18 protein-coding genes and 1 pseudogene are annotated in these 18,340 nt (G+C 56.2%); 11 read left to right on the forward strand and 8 right to left on the reverse strand.

Annotation, left to right across the window (positions count from 1 at the left end; all coding sequences use genetic code 11):
- Positions 1–88 precede the first annotated feature (88 nt).
- From dapF to JDW22_RS09820, 7 genes are all read left to right on the forward strand, one after another.
- Positions 89–946, forward strand: coding sequence for a diaminopimelate epimerase (gene dapF / locus JDW22_RS09790; RefSeq protein ID WP_200523036.1), 858 nt, complete (start codon positions 89–91; stop codon positions 944–946).
- A 315-nt stretch (positions 947–1,261) separates the two neighbouring features.
- The gene (locus JDW22_RS09795) at positions 1,262–1,471 is read left to right on the forward strand and encodes an MFS transporter (protein ID WP_200522905.1); all 210 of its coding nucleotides are present in this window, start codon (positions 1,262–1,264) and stop codon (positions 1,469–1,471) included.
- Positions 1,472–1,628: 157 nt separating this feature from the next.
- Positions 1,629–2,261 (forward strand): hypothetical protein, encoded by a 633-nt coding sequence (locus JDW22_RS09800; RefSeq protein WP_200522906.1) that lies wholly within the window; start codon positions 1,629–1,631, stop codon positions 2,259–2,261.
- Positions 2,258–3,259, forward strand: coding sequence for a tRNA dihydrouridine synthase DusB (gene dusB, locus JDW22_RS09805; RefSeq protein WP_200522907.1), 1,002 nt, complete (start codon positions 2,258–2,260; stop codon positions 3,257–3,259). The genes JDW22_RS09800 and dusB overlap by 4 nt, the downstream gene beginning before the upstream one ends.
- Before the next feature lie 147 nt (positions 3,260–3,406).
- Positions 3,407–3,637, forward strand: coding sequence for a hypothetical protein (locus JDW22_RS09810; protein WP_200522908.1), 231 nt, complete (start codon positions 3,407–3,409; stop codon positions 3,635–3,637).
- 572 nt (positions 3,638–4,209) lie between these two features.
- Positions 4,210–4,452 (forward strand): glutaredoxin family protein, encoded by a 243-nt coding sequence (locus tag JDW22_RS09815; protein ID WP_200522909.1) that lies wholly within the window; start codon positions 4,210–4,212, stop codon positions 4,450–4,452.
- Positions 4,453–4,604: 152 nt separating this feature from the next.
- Complete coding sequence (locus JDW22_RS09820; protein ID WP_003797238.1) at positions 4,605–6,194, forward strand: aspartate:alanine exchanger family transporter; 1,590 nt, start codon at positions 4,605–4,607, stop codon at positions 6,192–6,194.
- Positions 6,195–6,356: 162 nt separating this feature from the next.
- Here JDW22_RS09820 and cueR read toward each other — a convergent pair whose 3' ends face one another.
- A complete protein-coding gene (gene cueR, locus JDW22_RS09825; RefSeq protein WP_003797240.1) occupies positions 6,357–6,764 on the reverse strand; it encodes a Cu(I)-responsive transcriptional regulator in 408 nt (135 codons plus the stop codon).
- A gap of 68 nt (positions 6,765–6,832) precedes the next feature.
- The gene (map, locus tag JDW22_RS09830) at positions 6,833–7,609 is read right to left on the reverse strand and encodes a type I methionyl aminopeptidase (RefSeq protein WP_207748832.1); all 777 of its coding nucleotides are present in this window, start codon (positions 7,607–7,609) and stop codon (positions 6,833–6,835) included.
- A gap of 242 nt (positions 7,610–7,851) precedes the next feature.
- Between map and JDW22_RS09835 the strand changes: the two genes are divergently transcribed.
- The 4 genes from JDW22_RS09835 (at position 7,852) to JDW22_RS09850 (ending at position 10,798) form a co-directional block, all read left to right on the forward strand.
- Positions 7,852–8,277 (forward strand): hypothetical protein, encoded by a 426-nt coding sequence (locus tag JDW22_RS09835; RefSeq protein WP_200522910.1) that lies wholly within the window; start codon positions 7,852–7,854, stop codon positions 8,275–8,277.
- A 157-nt stretch (positions 8,278–8,434) separates the two neighbouring features.
- Complete coding sequence (miaB, locus tag JDW22_RS09840) at positions 8,435–9,757, forward strand: tRNA (N6-isopentenyl adenosine(37)-C2)-methylthiotransferase MiaB (RefSeq protein ID WP_200522911.1); 1,323 nt, start codon at positions 8,435–8,437, stop codon at positions 9,755–9,757.
- Positions 9,758–9,816: 59 nt separating this feature from the next.
- Complete coding sequence (locus tag JDW22_RS09845; RefSeq protein ID WP_200522912.1) at positions 9,817–10,029, forward strand: hypothetical protein; 213 nt, start codon at positions 9,817–9,819, stop codon at positions 10,027–10,029.
- On the forward strand, positions 10,022–10,798 hold the full coding sequence (locus JDW22_RS09850) for an acetoin reductase (protein ID WP_200522913.1): 777 nt from the start codon (positions 10,022–10,024) through the stop codon (positions 10,796–10,798). Before JDW22_RS09845 ends, JDW22_RS09850 begins: the two co-directional genes overlap by 8 nt.
- Positions 10,799–11,066: 268 nt before the next feature.
- Here the strand turns inward: JDW22_RS09850 and JDW22_RS09855 are convergent, their stop codons facing one another.
- The 6 genes and pseudogenes from JDW22_RS09855 to mraY form a co-directional block, all read right to left on the reverse strand.
- Positions 11,067–11,579, reverse strand: coding sequence for a type IV secretion protein Rhs (locus JDW22_RS09855; protein ID WP_200522914.1), 513 nt, complete (start codon positions 11,577–11,579; stop codon positions 11,067–11,069).
- An 85-nt stretch (positions 11,580–11,664) separates the two neighbouring features.
- The gene (locus JDW22_RS09860; RefSeq protein WP_200522915.1) at positions 11,665–13,503 is read right to left on the reverse strand and encodes an NAD(P)-binding protein; all 1,839 of its coding nucleotides are present in this window, start codon (positions 13,501–13,503) and stop codon (positions 11,665–11,667) included.
- Between the two features lie 204 nt (positions 13,504–13,707).
- Positions 13,708–14,538 carry a CbrC family protein gene (locus JDW22_RS09865; protein ID WP_200522916.1) on the reverse strand — a complete coding sequence of 277 codons (831 nt, stop codon included), beginning with the start codon at positions 14,536–14,538 and terminating at the stop codon, positions 13,708–13,710.
- Between the two features lie 27 nt (positions 14,539–14,565).
- Positions 14,566–14,721 (reverse strand): annotated as a pseudogene (locus tag JDW22_RS14175) (pentapeptide repeat-containing protein); the annotation flags it as partial.
- 85 nt (positions 14,722–14,806) lie between these two features.
- Positions 14,807–16,852: an ATP-dependent DNA helicase RecG gene (gene recG / locus JDW22_RS09875; RefSeq protein WP_200522917.1), complete on the reverse strand. Its 2,046-nt coding sequence runs from the start codon at positions 16,850–16,852 to the stop codon at positions 14,807–14,809.
- Positions 16,853–17,223: 371 nt separating this feature from the next.
- Positions 17,224–18,306, reverse strand: a complete 1,083-nt coding sequence (gene mraY / locus JDW22_RS09880; protein WP_200522918.1) for a phospho-N-acetylmuramoyl-pentapeptide-transferase — start codon at positions 18,304–18,306, stop codon at positions 17,224–17,226.
- Positions 18,307–18,340: the final 34 nt, after the last annotated feature.

The raw sequence follows: 18,340 nt of genomic DNA on the forward strand, positions 1-18,340 counted from the left end.
GAAAATGGAAAAGCGCGGGCGCGGCGGTAACCCTAGGCTTCAATTTACGCTACAATCTCGCCTTTTTCAGGCTGCCTTACAAGGAAACATCATGTCGCTTAAATTCAGCAAAATGCACGGCTTGGGCAACGATTTTATGGTGATTGACGGCATCAACCAAACGTTCGCGCCCAACCCCGCGCGCATCGCGCAGTGGGCAAACCGCCATTTCGGCATCGGCTTTGACCAACTGCTGCTGGTGGAACGCGCCCAAACGCCCGCTGCCGATTTTCGCTATCGTATTTTCAACGCCGATGGCGGCGAGGTGCAACAATGCGGCAACGGCGCGCGCTGCTTTGCCAAATTTGTGTACGACAAGGGTTTAACCGATAAAACGCACATCGCGGTGGAAACGGCGGCGGGCATCATCAAGCCGCAAATCCAGCCCAATGGCTTGGTAACGGTGGACATGGGCGCGCCGCGCGTATTGCCCGATGACATCCCTTTCAGGCTACCTGCTGATGGCTCGGAAACGGCAGGCGCGCTCACGCATCAAATTGTGTGGCGCGGCGACCAACCCGCCGTTGCCGCCAGCCTGGTGAGCATGGGCAACCCGCACGCCGTGCTGCGCGTGGACGACACGAAAACCGCGCCCGTTGCCGAAATCGGCGCGGCGTTGCAGCAGCATCCGCAGTTCCCCGAGCGCGTGAACGTGGGCTTTATGCAGGTGCTTGACCCCACGCACATCGCGCTGCGCGTGTTTGAACGCGGCGTGGGCGAAACGCTGGCTTGCGGCACAGGCGCGTGCGCGGCGGTGGTGGCGGGGATGCGGCAAGGCTGGCTGGCGGCGGGCGAAACGGTGCAGGTGTCGTTGCGCGGCGGCGATTTGTTTGTCCAATGGCAAGAAGGCGAAAACGCGATGATGACGGGCGCGGCGGTGTTGGTGTTTGATGGGGAATTGGCGTAAGTGTGCCAGAGGCAGCCTGAAAAAACAGCCCAACCGCACAGCGGCGATGCGCCCATGAGTGATAAACCGTTGCCACACCATTTTAGATTTCAGGCTGCCTTGATGCTGCTGCCAATGGTTGATACTGATCGGGGTGCAGGGGCTTGCCCCTGCTCGTGGTAGGCGGCGAAACACCTGCGCTGGCAAAAAAATAAAGAATGCAAAAAAGCAGCCTGAAAAGCATTTAACCACACGGCAGGCGCAACGCCCATTGCGCTTAATCCTCAATGCAGCCTGAAACCCTCTTTCAGGCTGCCCATTCCACAGAGTTCCCCCATGATAAACGTAAACAAAGTTTGGTTTTACAGCACAGCAATGGCGGTGGTGATTGCGGGCGTGTATTTCAGCCTGCCCAGCGAAGAGCAGCAAGCCAAAATGCAAGCCGCCGCTGCCAAGAAAAAAGCGGAACGCGCCGCCAAGCGGCAACAATCCGCCGCCCAACCGCCCGCCGCATCCGCACCCGCCGGCGCAGCACGGTCGCAGTAGTTTTCAGGCTGCCTCTGCTGGGTGCGGCAGATAAGCCCGCCCATATCGCAACCATTAGTAATGCAGCCTGAAAACCCATTCATCCCCATTTCCCCCTCCAAGCCGCTTACCCCTTTTTTCAGGCAGCCTCACCCAACCCACTCCATACCCACCCGCCATGTCCCAAATCAACCTCCTTACCGCCAGCCTATTTGTCGCCCTATTCGTGTTCCAAACCCTGCGCCACCGCCAGTTTGCATGGCTCGCCCTCAGCACCGCGCTGTTTATCGCCGTGCAATGGTATTTTTTGCACGACCTTTCGCGCCCTGCCCTGCCCTTTGTGCAGCCATACAGCATCGCCGCCCATCTCTACATCGCCCAAGCCTACATCCTCATCGGCAGCCTTGCCTACCGCCACCCGAGGCAGCCTGAAAACGGGCATCACGAGCATAACAAACTGGCACCCAGCGCCACCCCCAGCCTCTATATCACCAGCCTCATCCACGCCAACCTTGCCATGCACCTTGCCTTTTTTATCCTGATTGGCTGCGCGTGGATTATCTACCCCTACGGCATCAGCCCGCATTTCATCGCCGACCTCTACCAAATCTACGCGCTCGACCCCACCGCATGGCTCAGCTTCACCGCCTTTTTAATGCTGCTCACCACCCTCTATCTGGTTTTATTTCGGCAGCCTGAAAACTGCAAACCCGGCCGCCGCCAGCTTTCCGTCAGCGTGCTGCTTGCCCTTGCCATGCAGGCGCACTACATCCGCCAAACCCTGATAGACCTGTTCGCCCAATTCCAATGACCCTAGCCGCCCTGCACCAAACCCAGCTTGCCCTTGCCCCCATGGCAGGCATCACCGACCTGCCCTTTCGCCAGCTCACCCGCCAATTTGGCGCACAATGGGCCGCCAGCGAAATGGTAACCGTGAACCCCGATTTGCAGCACACCGCCAAAACCCGCCACCGACAAAACCACGCAGGCGAAAGCGGCGTCATCGCCGTGCAAATCGCAGGCAGCGACCCCGCCCAACTCGCCGCCGCCGCGCAACACAACGTCGCCCTCGGCGCGCAAGTCATCGACATCAACATGGGTTGCCCCGTTAAAAAAGTGTGCAACGTGCTCGCAGGCAGCGCCTTGCTGCAAAACGAAAAACTCGTTGCCCAAATTCTTAACGCCGTCGTGCGCGCCGTAAACGTGCCCGTAACCCTCAAAACACGGCTCGGCTGGGACGACGCGCACCAAAACATCCCCACCATCGCCCAAATCGCCGAAGACGCAGGCATCGCCGCCCTTGCCATCCACGGGCGCACCCGCAGCCAAATGTATCGCGGGCAAGCGCAATACGAACTCATCGCCGCCGTCAAACAACAAAGCCGCCTGCCCATCTGGGCAAACGGCGACATCACCAGCCCGCAAAAAGCCGCCGCCGTGCTCGCGCAAACAGGCGCAAACGCGGTGATGATTGGGCGCGGCGCGCAAGGGCAGCCGTGGCTGTTTGCCGACATCCAGCATTATCTGCAACACGGCACGCTGCCCCCGCCCATGCCGTTTCAGGCTGCCTCTGCCACCATCCTGCGCCACCTCGCAGCCATGCACACCTTCTACGGCGACAACGCAGGCACACGCATCGCCCGCAAACACATCGGCTGGTATCTCGCCCGCATCCCCAACAGCCAAACCGTCCGCCAGCAACTCAACCAAATCAACCACGCGGGCGAGCAATACGACTATTTGGCAAACTATCTCGCCGCGCAAGCCCAGCAATACGCATACTGGCCGCGCGATTATGAGGCAGCCTGAAACGCTAAACCCAAATGGAACGGCGACGGCTTGTTGCCCAAAGGCAGCCTGAAACCTTTAACACAATAACAAATCTGAAACCTTTGCAAACCCAAGTAGGTCGGGCATTTATGCCCGACGTTTTTAGTTATGGCGTATGAAATAAATATGGCAGTTTTTGTCGGGCATAAATGCCCGACCTACAACAACTGCGCTATTTTATTTACCAAAATGTCGGCAAGCCGCCGACGCTCCATCGCGCATCTGGTTTCAGGCTGCCTCAGCAACGCAATTCCCAAAGGCAGCCTGAAAAAGAAAAACCGTTTGGTATTCAGCCAAGCGGTTTTTTTGCTGGATGAATTGGCTTTCAGGCTGCCTAATCTCATCACAACCGTTTAATACTGCCACTCTCTCCCCTACGTCCAGCCGAACGCAGCATCTTTTTTTCGGGAAAAAGCGTGCGCTTGTTCGACGACGCGCGAAGCGCGGCTAGTTCGCACGCGCCGAAAAAAGGATGTGCAGTGAGGGAAGTTCGCGCAGCGAACCTGCACGTCGGGGTCGCCTTTTTTTGCCAGAACCTGTATTCGTTATCTGCGCGAGCGGATTTTGTATTCAGTGAATACGAATACAAGGCGACAAGCCAAGTTAATAGTGGTTCTATTAACTTGGCTTGGCAACGCGGTAGGCGTGTTCAATGAAGGAAAAAGCAGCCGTGCAGATAGCGAATGCAGGTTCTCATTCTTTGGCGAAGCAAAGAAAAGTAAGTGCCCCGCTGGCACGAAGCGCATGGTTAAAACTACACCCCAAACCAACCACAAAACAGCAACCTTTTTCAGGCTGCCTCACCATCCTGTAACCCAACAACACAACCACCCCCAGTCTTTACAAATTAACGAAACAAAGCAACACTTTATTTACACAAAATAACGGTTATAATGCGCGCGCTTCTGATTTCGGAGTAATCATACAACATGACCTTAACGCTTCTTTTCCGAGAATATTGCAGTTTGTGCCACCACATGCGCCAAGCCCTGCTGCCCTATCAGCAGCAATACGGGTTTGAACTCAACGTGGTGGATGTGGATGAAGACGAAAATCTAGTCGCGCGCTATAACGAGCTGGTGCCCGTGCTGCTGCATGGCGAACACGAAATTTGCCATTGGCATCTCAACGAAGCCGCGTTATCGGCGTATCTCAATCAGGCGGCGGTTTAGGGGCTATTGACAATCAACAGCCCTAGGGCAGCCTGAAAATATCGCGTGAACACGCTTTTCATACAGCACAACGCCGTAGCCAAAGCCAAGCCGCGCGATGACAGGCAGCCTGAAAACCGCTTTTGTTTTACTTGTTGGAAGGAGACTGTCAAATGACAGCACTTGTTGAATATTTAACCGCCAATCCCTTGTTTGCATTGTTTGCAACGATTGCATTGGGCTACGCCGTGGGCATGATTAGCGTGCGCGGCTTATCGCTGGGCGCAGGCGCAGTGTTGTTCGTGGGCTTGGCAATGGGCGCGCTTGCGCCGCAATCCGCCTTGCCGGGGGTAGTGGGCACATTCGGCCTGCTGCTCTTTTTATACGGTGTGGGCGTTTCGTTTGGCGCGCAATTTTTCAAAGGCCTAACCAGCCCGCTGGGCATCAAGGCCAACATCGCCTCGGTAATCGGCGTGCTGCTGTCGCTGGGCTTGATGCTGCTGGCGATTAAATTTATCCCCGGCGTAAACTTTGCCGAAGCCATTGGCGCATGGGCAGGAGCAGGCACCAGCACCTCTGCCCTGCAAGCGGCAATGGTGGTAACGGGCGACAAAATCCCCGCCACAGGCTATTCCGTTGCCTACCCCTTTGGCGTGGCGGTGCCCATTTTGATTATTGGCTTGTACAACAGCTTCTTTAAGCCCAAATACACGCTGGAAGAGCGCACCTCATTGCGCGTATGCGCCGTGCGCGTGGAAAACCCCGAAATCTTCGGCAAAACCATGTCGGATGTAAACAGCACCCTGCCCGATGGCGTGAGCATCACCACCACCAACCGCGGCGGCAAAGCCGTTGCCTTGGGGCATTTGGGTGAATTGCAACACGGCGATATTGTGTTGATTACCGCGGTGGACAACGCCAAGCTAGACCAAGCCGTGCCCACCATCGGCACGCGCGTGGGCGACAAAATCAACTTGGTGCAAGGCGAAAAAGAATACCAACGCCTGTTTATTTCTAACCCCAACTTGGCGGGCAAAACCATCCCGCAAATCCGCCAACTGATGACGCTCAATGTCAGCATTTTGCACATTCGCCGTGGCGACACCGATATGCCGCTCACCCAATCGCTGCGCATGGAAATCGGCGACCAAATCGGCGTGCTTGCCGAAGTGGGGCACACCAAAGAATTGCAACGCTTCTTCGGCGACTCGGTGAAAGCGGGCGGCGAAGTGAACTATCTTTCTATGGGCGTGGGCGTGGCGTTGGGCTTGGCGGTGGGTTCTATTGCCTTCCCCATCCCAGGCTTGGGCAACGTGAAACTGGGCTTGGCAGGCTTGCTGCTGGTGGCGTTGTATCTGGGCAAAGCGCGTAACACATGGAAGTTCACATGGAGTATGCCGATTGCTGCTTCGCGCGTGTTCCGCGAATTTGGCTTGGCGTTGTTTCTGGCGCAAGTGGGCATGGCATCAGGTTCAACCTTTGTGGAAACCGTTGCCAAAAGCGGCATGACTTATCTGCTGCTGGGCGTGGCGCTGGTTGCGCTGCTTTCTATCAGCGTGTTGCTGATTACCGTGTATGTGTTCCGCATCCCTTACGACATGGCGGCGGGCATCATCTCGGGCGCAACGGGCAACCCCGCCATTTTGGCGTTCAGCAGCAAAACGCTGGCTTCCGATAAACCCGATGTGGGCTATGCGATGATTTTCCCGTCGATGACGGTGTTTAAAATCTTGCTGGTGCAGATTATCGGCGCGTTTATGTAGCGGCGGTTGCTCAACGATAAAACCCTTTGTGCTTGGTGCATAAAGGGTTTTTTGTTGGGAGGATGGGGTTTCAGGCTGCTCTATCGCTTGCCAACAATTAAGGCAGCCTGAAAACCAAAAAAGACGGCATTCACCGTCTTTCTCTCCATCCACCTAACCGCCCTACCCCGCTTCCCCCGTTTTCAGGCTGCCTATCCCTTCCAAAATACAACACGCCGCAGCATCGTCGCCCGCGCATTGGTTGTGCCATGCTTGCAGCGTGTCGCGCATGGTTTGCAGCGTGGCGATTTTTTGGTTGAGCTCGGCGATGTGTTCGCTCGTCAGTTGTTTGACATCGCGGCTGTGCCGTTCTGGGTCGTCTGCCAACGCCAGCAAGCGTTTAATCTGCGCCAGCGAAAAGCCCACTTCGCGCGCGTGGGCGATAAAGCGCAGCCGTTGCAAATCGACAGGCAAAAAACGGCGATAACCCGCTTCGCTGCGTGGCGCGGGCGGCAGCAAGCCTTGTTTTTCATAATCGCGGATTTGTTTGGCGGATAAGCCCGTTTGGGCGGCGGCTTGGCTAATGTTCATATTTGGCTTTCGTTAAGGCAGCCTGAAACTTGCTTTACTCGTTTTCAGGCTGCCTCTGATGGATAGTTTTACGCTTTCCCTGTTCTCGGCGAAATAGTCAAAATCTCGCAGCCCGTTTCAGTAACCAGCACTTCGTGTTCCCATTGCGCGGAGAGCTTGCGGTCTTTGGTTACCACCGTCCAGCCGTCGTCCAAGATGCGCAGATGGCGTTTGCCTTGGTTAATCATCGGCTCGATGGTGAAAATCATGCCCGCTTTGAGCACCATGCCTTGCCCTTTGCGCCCGTAGTGCAAAATTTGCGGCTCGCAATGGAAATCGCGCCCGATGCCGTGCCCACAAAATTCTTGCACCACCGAATAGCCTGCGTTTTCGGCAACGTTTTGGCAGGCGTAGCCAATGTCGCCCAGCGTTGCGCCCGCTTTCACGGCGGCGATGCCCGCCATCATGCTTTCGTGGGTAACGTCAATCAGGCGCTGCGCCTGCGGGCTCACTTTGCCCACGGTAAACATGCGGCTGCTGTCGCCGTGAAAACCGTCTTTTTTGATGGTTAAATCAATGTTGATAATATCGCCTTCTTTCAACGGTTTATCATCGGGGATGCCGTGGCAAATCACATGGTTCACCGAGGTGCAGCACGATTTGGGATAGGGCGGATTACCATAATGCAAGGGCGCAGGATAGCCGCCCTGCACGTTCACGTGATAGTCGTACACCAGCTTATCCAGCTCGTTGGTGGTGATGCCGGGTTTCACGAAATCGCCGATATAATCCAGCGCGTCGGCAACGAGCTTGCCCAGCTCGCGCATTTTTTCAATCTCTTCGGGGGTGTGGATGATTACTGCCATGATGGTCTTTCCGTTTATATAGTCGTTCCACACAACCTTATACTGCGTTGGCTCGCCTTGCTGTACTACTTTGTACTATCTGCGGCTCGCCGCCTTGTCTAAGGCTGTGTGGAACGACTATAGTTGATAAAATATAGCGTTTTCAGGCTGCCTCATGCGATTAAGGCAGCCTGAAAGCAAGCGGGGCAAAATATAAAGAAAAACGCCCCCGATAGCAAATATTCTTATTTATAGGCGTGATTATGTTTGAAACCATCGTCAGCATCATCGTGGGCATCTTTGTTTTCGCGTTCAATGGGCTGATTTTTTTCATCATCGTCCGCCAAATCCGCCGCGTGCCCAGTGTGCAGCACAACGGCGAAACCTTGCGCCCCATTAGCCGCTCGAAAGTGTGGAGCAACGAGCGGTATTACATCGGCAGCAACGAGATTTTTCACTACAACGGCAACACGCTTATCAGCAGCCACCCCATCGCCCGCATCACGCGCGTGGAAAAAAGCAGCCTGAAAATCAACAACACCTATGTGTGGGACATCCACATCCAAGCCAACGGCAAATACTACATTTTCAGCTTCCGCCCCAACAACAAACACTTTGGCGACTGGCTCATCCAATTTCGCCAAGCCCATCCCGATAGGGTGCACGGCAAATGGTCGCGCTGGGCGTAGAGCGTATAAACCCCGCCGATGATTTTAATTCTCTTAAAGAAATCAGTATAATCCGCGCTTTCCCTTTTCAGGCTGCCTATGCAAAACGTTAAGCAGCCTGAAAATCTTTTCTTAACATCAGCCCCGCAATTACGGGCAACCTGAAAGAACTCAATCCATGAAAAAAGTCTTTATCCGCACCTTCGGCTGCCAAATGAACGAATACGACAGCGAAAAAATGCTCGCCGTACTCGCCGAAGAACACGGCGGCATTGAACAAGTTTCCGAACCCGACAATGCCGACATCATCCTATTCAACACCTGCTCCGTGCGCGAAAAAGCGCAAGAAAAAGTCTTTTCCGACTTGGGGCGCGTGAAACCCATCAAGCAAAAAAATCCAAACGTAATCATCGGCGTAGCAGGCTGCGTGGCATCGCAAGAAGGCGAAGCAATTGTGAAACGCGCGCCTTATGTGGACGTGGTTTTCGGGCCACAAACCCTGCACCGCCTGCCCAAAATGATTGTGGACAAAGAAACCACAGGGCTATCGCAAGTAGACATTTCCTTCCCCGAAATTGAAAAATTTGACCACCTGCCCCCCGCCCGCGTGGACGGCGGCAGCGCGTTTATTTCCATTATGGAAGGCTGCTCCAAATATTGCAGCTTCTGCGTGGTGCCCTACACGCGCGGCGAAGAGTTTTCGCGCCCGCTGAACGACGTGCTCACCGAAATCGCCGGCTTGGCGCAACAAGGCGTGAAAGAAATCAACCTGTTGGGGCAAAACGTCAACGCCTATCGCGGCGAAATGGACGACGGTGGCATCTGCGACTTCGCCACCCTGCTGCGCATCGTGCACGAAATCCCTGGTATTGAACGGCTGCGCTTCACCACCAGCCACCCACGCGAGTTTACCGATGCCATCATCGAATGCTACCGCGACCTGCCCAAGCTGGTTTCCCATCTGCACCTGCCAATTCAAAGCGGCAGCGACCGCGTGTTAAGTGCCATGAAACGCGGCTACACCGCGCTGGAATACAAATCCATCATCCGCAAACTGCGCGCCATCCGCCCCGATTTGTGCCTCAGCTCCGACTTTATCGTTGGCTTTCCAGGAGAGACCGAGCGCGAGTTTGAGCAAACCTTAAAGCTGGTGAAAGACATCGCCTTTGATTTGAGCTTCGTGTTCATCTACAGCCCGCGCCCTGGTACGCCCGCCGCCAACCTGCCCGATGACACGCCGCATGAAGAAAAAGTGCGCCGCTTGGAGGCTTTGAACGAAGTGATTGAAGCGGAAACGGCGCGGATTAACCAAACCATGCTCGGCACCGTGCAACGCTGCCTGGTGGAAGGCATCTCCAAAAAAGACCCCGACCAACTGCAGGCGCGCACCGCCAACAACCGCGTGGTGAACTTTTACGGCGATGTATCGCTGATTAATCAGATGGTGGAGATTGAAATCACCGATGCGCGAACCTTCTCGCTAAGCGGCGAACTGGTTTGATTAGGCGTTAGCCGTATGGTTGAGGCAGCCTGAAAACGCGTTCACCCGCCTTATTTCCCATGCCAACAGCCCAAGCATTCGCCCTTTCCCTGCCCCATATCAAAGGCAGCCTGAATATCCCATTTTCAGGCTGCCTTTGGTTTACGCTGTTGTGCCAAAAGACTATAATTGAAAACGAGTTGCAACAAGCACTCAATGGAAACAATGGTTTACTTTTTCAACTAACCGCGCAGCCCTTTCAGGCTGCCGAAAGAGAGGTCTATCATGTCTGACAAAAAAGTCGCCGTCGTAACCGGTTCGGCCGCAGGCTTGGGCAAAGCCATCGCCACCCGCTTGGCGCAGGACGGTTTTGCCGTGGTGTTGCACGACATCAACGCCGACAATCTTGCCAAAGTCAAAGCTGAATTTGACCAAAAAGGCTGGCAAAACATCGCCGTGCAAGGCAACGTTGCCAACCGCGCCGACCAGTTCCGCCTGGCCGAAGAAGCCGTTAAAGCGTTCGGACGCTTGGATGTGTGGGTGAACAACGCGGGCGTGGAATCGGTGGGCACATTCTTGTCGCTGGACGAAGCCGAAATTGACCGCGTGCTGGGCGTAAACATCAAAGGCGTGATTTTCGGCACGCAAGCCGCTGCCGAGCAGATGAAAAAACAAAGCGGCATTGGCAAAATCATCAATGCGTGCAGCATCGCGGGGCACGAATCCTACGAAATGCTCAGCCTGTATTGCGCCACCAAACATGCCGTGCGCTCGTTCACGCATTCCACCGCCAAAGAATTGGCGCAATACAACATCCGCGTGAACGCCTATTGCCCCGGCGTTGCCGACACGCCGATGTGGGAGCGCATCGACGCGGCGTTCGTGCAACACAAAGGCTATAAACCCAAACAAGCGTGGACGGAATTCACCGCCGGCATTTTGGCGGGCCGCCCGCAACAGCCCGAAGACGTGGCTTGCCTGGTGTCGTTCCTATCGTCGCCCGATTCGGACTACATCACAGGGCAAACCATTTTGACCGACGGCGGCATGGTGTTCCGTTGATAAAATAAGAACCTGTATTCACTATTTCCATAGGCATTTTTCATGCCCTAAAAACGCGGCTACCGCGTTAAAAATGCTCGCAAGGTGTTCAACCTTGCTGTGCTTTTTGCCTTGTATCCGCGCTTTTATGTCATAAAATCTGCCCATGGAAATAGTGAATACAGGTTCTAATTTTCAGGCTGCCGCTGACGGATGGCATAGGCAGCCTGAAAAAACAAACCGAATGTTCAAGCATTCGGTTTTTTTATTGGCAACACGGTAAGCAAAATTACAGCCTCATCCTGCGCGGCAACAAACCCGCATCGGCGGGGTTGCGCAAAAAGCGTTGCAACACGCGTTTGAGTGCGGCATCTTCGTGTTGGTATTGCAGCTTTTGCGTGAAAAAATCGGCGATGATTTGCGCCTGCTGCTCCATGTTGAACTGCGCCAAATCGTGCCGGCCGGCGAGCAGGTGTTGGTAGCGGTAGGCGCGGTGGGCGATGTAGCCGCCTTGCAGCGCAAGGCAAACGCCGCAGCGGCGGACGGGGTAACCGAGGCGGTGTTGCCAGATGTGGCTGCATTCGTGGATAAACAGGTGGCGCTCTTGCCATGTGCCGTGGGCAAAATCGGCGCGGTATAGCGGGCGGGGGTAATAGCTGTGTCCGTTGGGCGACATGGCGGTGCAGGCATTTTGCAGCGGCAGGTAGCGGCGCCCGTGGATATGGATGGCGGCGTAGTCCAGCGCGTTTCGAAAGATGGGGCGAATCAGGGCGATTTCGGCGGGGGTGAGATAACGGGGCATGGGGCAGCCTGAAAGGGGGTTGGGCGGAAGGCAGCCTGAAAACGCGATTATCCGTTTTCAGGCTGCCTCATTTATGACGATGCTGTTACGCCAAGGCTTCTTTCACCGCGCGATACGCTTGGTCAATCGCGTCTTGCACATACGGCTTCCAAGCCACATCGCTGCCCGCCATCAAAATATTGCCCAAGCGTTTTTGCATTTGCGCGGTGGTGTCCGCCGCGTTGCGCTCGGTGTTGAACAAATCCAGCCGCTCGTAGCTGTATCCGTGCGACCAGCGGTTGATGGAAACGTCCAGCAGGTTGTCGTCCAGATTTTCGCCCGCCAGCGCGTAGATGGCGCGAAGCTGTTTGAGCATTTCTTCTTTAATTTCGTCAAACTTCATGCCTGCCAGCTTGCCGCGCCCTTTTTTATACATTTCCTGCGGCGTTTTGCCTTCGGTGGCGGTGGCGATGTGCGCCATGTGGATCACAATCGGCTCGTCAGGCGTTTTGGCGAATTGGTAATCGCCGATGCTCACGGGGTCGTCGAGCTTCACGTCGCAGAAGAACGCGGTGGGCGAATACAGGCGGTGCACGCCCAGTTTCTTGAAGGCGCGGGCGTTTTTCACCAGCGCGTTGGCATAAACCATCGGCGTGCGCGAGTTGCTCAGTTCCGCCGTTTTTTGCGCTTCGGGCATTTCGGGCATGATTTTCGCCGCCAGTGCGCTGTGTCCCGCGAAAATGCATTTTGCAGCATCGGCGCGCACCAAGTCTTGGCTGCTTGGGGTTTTGTAGGCAACCGCCACGCCGTTTGCCGTGTTCTGCACAATCAGCGCGGTGCTGTTGAGGCGGATGCGGACGTTGTTGGCGGGCAAGTCCAGTTTGCCGTAATCAAACTGTGCGGTAACGATGTCTTCCATGCTGTTGCCTTTGGCGATGCCGGGGATGAGTTTGCGCACCAACAGGCGGGCGATAGAGGCGTTGCCATCGGGGAAGTGGTAGATATACGGCTCTTCGGCGTGGGCTTTATGGCTCAATTTCAGGTTTTGCACGCCGGGGTAACCGTCTTCCAGCGCGGAATAAACGGAAATGGCGTGGATGGAAATGCCCCAGTATTCGCTGCTGATTTGGGTGAGGTAGTTCAGGGCGCTTTCGGGCAGCTTGGCGGTGTTTTTCAGGAAATCGTAGTAGCTGGTGCTGTGGGCAAGCTCGGTGCGCTCGCGTTTGCTTTTGCCCTGCCAGTAGTCGGCGGGTTTGGTGTAAAGCGCGGTGAGCGCGGCGCGGGCATCTTCGGACAGGGGGAACTGCGCGATAACGGTGGCGGATTGGGCGTTGCCGGTTTCAGGCTGCCCTGCCACTACGGCGTTTTTGCCGAAGGTGGCTTCGTCGAAGAACACGCCTTCTTTCAAGCCCCATTTTTTCTCGTATAAGGCTTGGTCAAAATAGCGGTTGAATTTGGTGTAATCAATGCCTAAGTCGCGCAAGAGTTGCTTGGCTTGGCGCGAATAGCCTGTTTTGGGGGAATCGATGGATTCGCTGCCGCCGTAGCCCAAGATGAGTTTGCCGTTGGCGCGAAATTCGTTGCGGATGGCGTGTCCACCGAAATCTTGGTGCGCGTCCAGCAGCAGGATTTTGGCTTTGGGGCGCGATTTTTGGTAGAGATAGGCGGCGGTCAAACCGCTTAATCCTGCGCCGATCACGATTAAGTCGTATTGCTCGCTGGCTTTTTCGGGCAGGGTTACGCTTTGTCCGCGCAGGGCAAGGCCGTGGGCGGCGGCCTGGCTGCCGTCGTTGTCGCCCATTAAGGCGCGTATCAGCGCGGGCGGATAATAGGCGGCGGCTTCTTCGGCGGCGAGGGCGCGGTAAACGGGGCCGGCAAAGGCAACCGCGCCTGCCGTGGCGGCGGTGCTTTTGAGAAAGCGGCGGCGGGTGAGGTGTAAAGGCATGGTGTGTTCCTTTTGTTGTGGTGGGTAAAGGGGGCGATTGTACCGAAAGATGGGGCGGGGTTAAATGCGGCAGCCTGAAAGAGGGTTTTTTGTTTGGGGAAAAACAGGCTCTGCCGTTTTGGCTTGGCAACTCCGCTTTCAGGCTGCCTTCGGACGCTCGGGTAACGTCAACAAAAGGCAGCCTGCGTAGCGAAACAATGCGGCTCAATCCAAATCAACGTGCAAAATATGCTGCCCGCAATGCAGGCAGCGGAACAGACAGCCGACTATTGAACCGCTGCTGCGGATGTGGGGGCGCTCTTCGGGTTCGGGCGGGGAGCCCAGCCATTCTATGCCTTCGGCGATGCCTTGTTGTTCCAAATCTTCCCAGCCGGCATAGCCGACAAAGGCGCAGTAGTCGCCGCAATGGTCTGCCCATTGCGCTTCCTGCCAGCTGGAATACGACGGAGTGCGCAGGCAGAGTTCGTCTTGCTGCGCTTTGCCGATTGCCTGCGAAACGTCGTCGCGGATAACAAATTCGCCCTCCAACTCTTCGGCGGCGCGTCCGCCGGCGATGCACTCGGGGCAAAGGGCGTTGATGTCGTCGTAGCTGTAAAACGGGTGGGTGTAGAACACGTGGGTGTCGTGGTGGCAGCAGTCGCAGGCGACGGCTTTTTCCTGCGTGCGGAAGATGCCCGAGGCGAGCGGGTCGGGGCAGTATTTGAACGCGGGCAGGGACGCTTTGAGCTCGGGGGTGATGGGCAGCGGGCGTTCGGCGCGTTGTTTGTCGTCGCCATAGTTTTGGGCGAGGTTTTGCAAATAGGCGAAATCGGCGCGGTCTTGCGGGTCTTGGCGGTTAGCGGCAGCCTGAAAATGGGTGAATGCGCTTTGGTAACGCCCCAGCGCGGCATACACGCGGGCAAGGGCGCGGTGTTTTTCGGGGCTGTCGGGCTCGGCGGCGATAAGGGTTTCCAGTTCAAACATCCGCAGCAGGCGGCTGTTGCTGTCCAGCGCGTCGGCGGCTTCTACTAGGGGGATGAGGGTGTCGGGGTTCATGGTGGGTCTCCGTGGTAGAGTGGATTTTCAGGCTGCCTTTATCCGTTTAACAATGGAGCCAACGCCGTCCGCGTGATTCATAAACTGCGCCGCGCCCGGCTGCCCGTCTTCAAACTTCGCGCCGCGCAAATCGCAGCGGTCAAACAATGTGTTTTCAAAATCGCAGCGCGTGAATACCGTGCCATCCCAATTCGCACTTAATCATGCCCGCTCTGCAAGGCTTTGCAACGGTTTCAGGCTGCTTCATGCCGCTCAGGCAGCCTGAAAATCACGCCGCCATAAACCCTTCCCTGCTGCCGAGCCAGCGTTCCAAATGCGCCTGCACGATTTCAGGCTGCTGTTCAATCAACAGCGGGGCGAGTTGGCGCGCGTGTTCCAGCAGTTCCAAATCCTGCTCCAAATTGGCAAAGCGCAGCATCATCGCGCCGCTTTGGCGCACGCCCAAAAAGTCGCCCGCGCCGCGGATTTCCAAATCCTGCCGCGCGATTTCAAAGCCGTCGGTGTTTTCGTAAATCACTTTGAGCCGCTGTTTGCCCACTTGCCCCAAGGGTTCAGCAAACAGCAGCACGCAGGTGCTGGCTGCCGCGCCGCGCCCCACGCGCCCGCGCAGTTGATGCAGCTGCGCCAGCCCCATGCGTTCGGCGTGTTCAATCACCATCAGGCTGGCGTTGGGCACGTCCACGCCCACTTCAATCACGGTGGTTGCCACCAGCACGTTCAGGCTGCCTGAAACAAATTGCGCCATGATTTCGGCTTTTTCGGCGGGCTTCATGCGCCCGTGCACCAAGCCGATTTTGAGCTGCGGCAGCGCGGCTTGCAGCTCGGCGAGCGTTTCGGTGGCGGCTTTCAGTTGCAGGCTGTCGCTCTCTTCAATCAGCGGACACACCCAATACGCCTGCTGCCCTTTTTGGCAGGTGTTGAGCACGAAGCCTTCCACTTCGGCGCGGCGCACATTGTTCACCAATTTGGTTTTAATCGGCGTGCGGTTAGGGGGCAACTCGTCAATGGTGGATACGTCCAAATCGGCAAAAAACGACATCGCCAGCGTGCGCGGGATGGGCGTGGCGGACATCATCAGCTGGTGCACGTCTTGCCCTTTGTTTTTCAACGCCAGCCGTTGCGCCACGCCAAAGCGATGCTGTTCGTCCACAATCACCAGCCCAAGATTGTGAAAGACAACATCGTCTTGAAACAGCGCGTGCGTGCCAATAGCAAGGCGGATGCGCCCATCGGCAATCGCGGCGCGGGCTTGGTCTTTGTCGCGCTTTTTCAGGCTGCCTGAAAGCCACGCCACGCTGATGCCCAGCGGTTCAAGCCATTGTTTGAACTTGATATAGTGTTGCTCGGCTAGGATTTCGGTGGGCGCCATCACGGCAGCCTGAAAACCGCCTGCGTCTTCCAATGCCACCAACGCCGCCAGCGCGGCAACAATGGTTTTGCCGCTGCCCACGTCGCCTTGCAGCAGGCGGTGCATGGGATGCGGCTGGGCTAAATCGGCGCGGATTTCGTTGAACACGCGCTGTTGGGCGCGGGTTAGGCTAAACGGCAGTTGGGCAATCAGCGCATCGGTTAAGCTGCCGTTGCCAATCAGCGGTTTCAGGCTGCCTAAACGGCGTTTTTGCTTGGCAAGGCGCATGGAGAGTTGCTGCGCCAGCAGTTCGTCAAATTTGAGCCGCTGCCATGCGGGCAACGCGCCGTTGCTGATTTGCGCGAGGTGGATGCCGGGCGGCGGGTTGTGCAGCAGGCGCAGGCTGTCGGCGAGCGTGGGCAGTTGGTATTGGCGCAGCACGCTTTCGGGCAGGATTTCGCGCAGGTCTAGCTGTTGCAGCGCGGCGGCGATGGCTTTGCGCAGCGTGGGCTGGGTTAAGCCGTTGGTGGTGGGGTAAACGGGGGTAAGCGTTTGGGCGAGCTCGCTTTTTTCGGGCGATTTGATTTTGGGGTGTATCATCTCTGCGCCGTAGTAGCCCTGTTTGATTTCGCCCAGCGCGCGCACGCGCTGCCCTTTGGCAAGCTGCTGCTGTTGGCTGGGGTAAAAATGGATGAAGCGCAGGTTGAGCAGCCCGCCTGCGCTGTCTCGGATGCGGGCGATAAGCTGTTTGCGCGGCTTGAACTGGACTTCTTGCAGCACCACTTCGCCTTCCACTTGGCACATCTCGCCAATGGGCGCGGCAGCAATCGGCGTGATGCGGGTTTCGTCTTCATAGCGCAGCGGCAGGTGTAGGGCTAAATCCCATGCGTTGTGGATGTGTAGCTTTTCCAGCTTTTGCACGGTGCTGTCGGTGAGTTTTAGGGTTTGGCGAAGGTCGGGAAGCATGGTTGTTTGCGCGGAAGGAGTTTTCAGGCTGCCTAATTATAGGGAAATTTGGGCGTAATGAATAATGGCGCGGGATTAAGGCAGCCTGAAAAGTAGGTTGAGCATTGATGCCCGACATTTTGAATTTATGGCGTATGCGGATAAATAGGGCGGTGTTGGTTGGCGTTTATTTGTGTTTGTCGGGCATCAATACCCGACCTACTCTAATGGTTGGCACCACATGGGGTGCAGGGGCTTGCCCCTGCTCGTGGTAGGCGGCGAAACGCCTGCTCTGGCAAAAAATAAGCCAAAGGCAGCCTGAAAACCCATTTACGTTTTTCAGGCTGCCTTTGGCACAAAAAAGGGCAGCCATTTCTCTGCCCCTGTTCGCATCATCTAATCTTCAACGTGCTCAACCCAATCAATACCAGCACAATGGTGATAATCCAAAAGCGCACCACCACTTGCGTTTCTTTCCAGCCCTTTTGCTCGTAGTGGTGATGAATCGGCGCCATCAGGAAAATGCGTTTTTTGGTTTTTTTATACCAACCCACTTGCAGCATCACGGAAATCGCTTCCATCACAAACAAGCCGCCCATAATCACCAACACAAACTCTTGGCGAATAATCACCGCCACCGTGCCCAACGCCGCGCCCAACGCCAACGCGCCCACGTCGCCCATAAACACTTGCGCGGGGTAGGCGTTGAACCACAAAAAGCCCAAACACGCGCCGCACATGGCAGTGCAGAAAATGGCGACTTCGTTTGCGCCCGCCACAAACGGCAGTTGCAAGTATTCGGCAAATTTGTAATGCCCTGTTACATAAGCAAAAACGCCCAAGCCGCCCGCCACCAGCACCACGGGGAACGCGGCCAGCCCGTCCAAGCCATCGGTTAGGTTTACTGCGTTGGAAGTGCCCACGATGGTGAGATAGGTCAGGATGATGAAGCCCACCACGCCCAGCGGCAGGGCGATTTGTTTGAAAAACGGCACGATCAGGATGTTGTTGGCGTTGTTTTTGGCAAGGTAAAACAGCGCGAAGCCCGCGCCCAGCGCCACGGTGGACTGCCACACCATTTTGAAGCGGGCGGATACGCCGTTGGGGTCTTTGTAAACCACTTTGCGCCAGTCGTCATAAAAGCCGAGCGCGCCTGTGGCGAGCAGCACAATCAGCAGTATCCAAATATAGGGGTTGGCAAGATTTGCCCACAGCAGGGTGGACAGGGTGATGGCGGTGAGAATCAGCGAGCCGCCCATGGTGGGCGTGCCGTTTTTGACCAGATGCGTTTGCGGGCCATCGCTGCGCACGGCTTGCCCAACTTTAAGCGCGGTGAGCTTGCGTATTGTCCACGGTCCGAGCAGCAGCGAAAACGCTAGGGCGGTGAGTGCCGCCATCACGGCGCGAAAGGTGGTGTATTGAAAAACGTTTAGGGCGGAAATCCAGTTGCTCAAACGAGCGAGCCATAACAGCATGATGCTTCCTTGTTGCTTGGTGGCAGTTTTCAGG

The sequence above is a fragment of the Kingella bonacorsii genome (assembly GCF_016623605.1).
GTDB lineage: Bacteria > Pseudomonadota > Gammaproteobacteria > Burkholderiales > Neisseriaceae > Kingella_B > Kingella_B oralis.